This is a genomic window from Legionella stuttgartensis, assembly GCF_977063405.2.
On the sequence record NZ_CDRUHA020000098.1, the window covers coordinates 1 to 600 of the forward strand.

The following is a 600-nucleotide window of genomic DNA, read 5'->3' on the forward strand; positions in this document are numbered from 1 at the left end:
GTTTACCACGGTGTGGTTCATGACTGGGGTGAAGTCGTAACAAGGTAGCCGTAGGGGAACCTGCGGCTGGATCACCTCCTTAATTAATAGCACTAAAGACTTTAAAGTGCCCACACAGTTTGTTTTCAAGATAATGAAGAGCCCGGTTCATAATGTTGCGAGTGCGGCAGCACACGCATAAAGACATAGTGAGCCAAAGCTTTTTTGCGAGAGGTTTTGTTTTAATCAAGGCGCGCGTGCAAGTGAGTGAGGGAGCATACGTCAGTATGTGACTGAGTGAATGCGCATGAGCAACGCAGAGTAAAACAAAAGATCGATGCCAAAAAAAATGGGGTCGTAGCTCAGCTGGGAGAGCACCTGCCTTGCACGCAGGGGGTCAGGAGTTCGATCCTCCTCGGCTCCACCAAATTATAGGGTTTTTCATTGGGTTTATTCAGATTAAAGTACTTTTACGAGAGTATTTTAATCTGGAATAACCAGACGTTCATTAAAAATAAGGTAAATAAGAGGTAACACAAGCGTACTTGTATTTGAAGTAAAGCATATGATCTGAGGTAACTGAGATTATATGGTCAAGAAGAGAAGCGCAAACGGTGGATG

At 44.2% G+C, this 600-nt stretch carries 1 tRNA gene and 1 rRNA gene; both read left to right on the forward strand.

Features of this window, described 5'->3' with window-relative positions:
* Positions 1–82, forward strand: a 16S ribosomal RNA gene (locus ACWTEW_RS32300); the annotation flags it as partial.
* Positions 83–330: 248 nt separating this feature from the next.
* Positions 331–406 (forward strand) — tRNA-Ala (locus tag ACWTEW_RS32305).
* Positions 407–600: the final 194 nt, after the last annotated feature.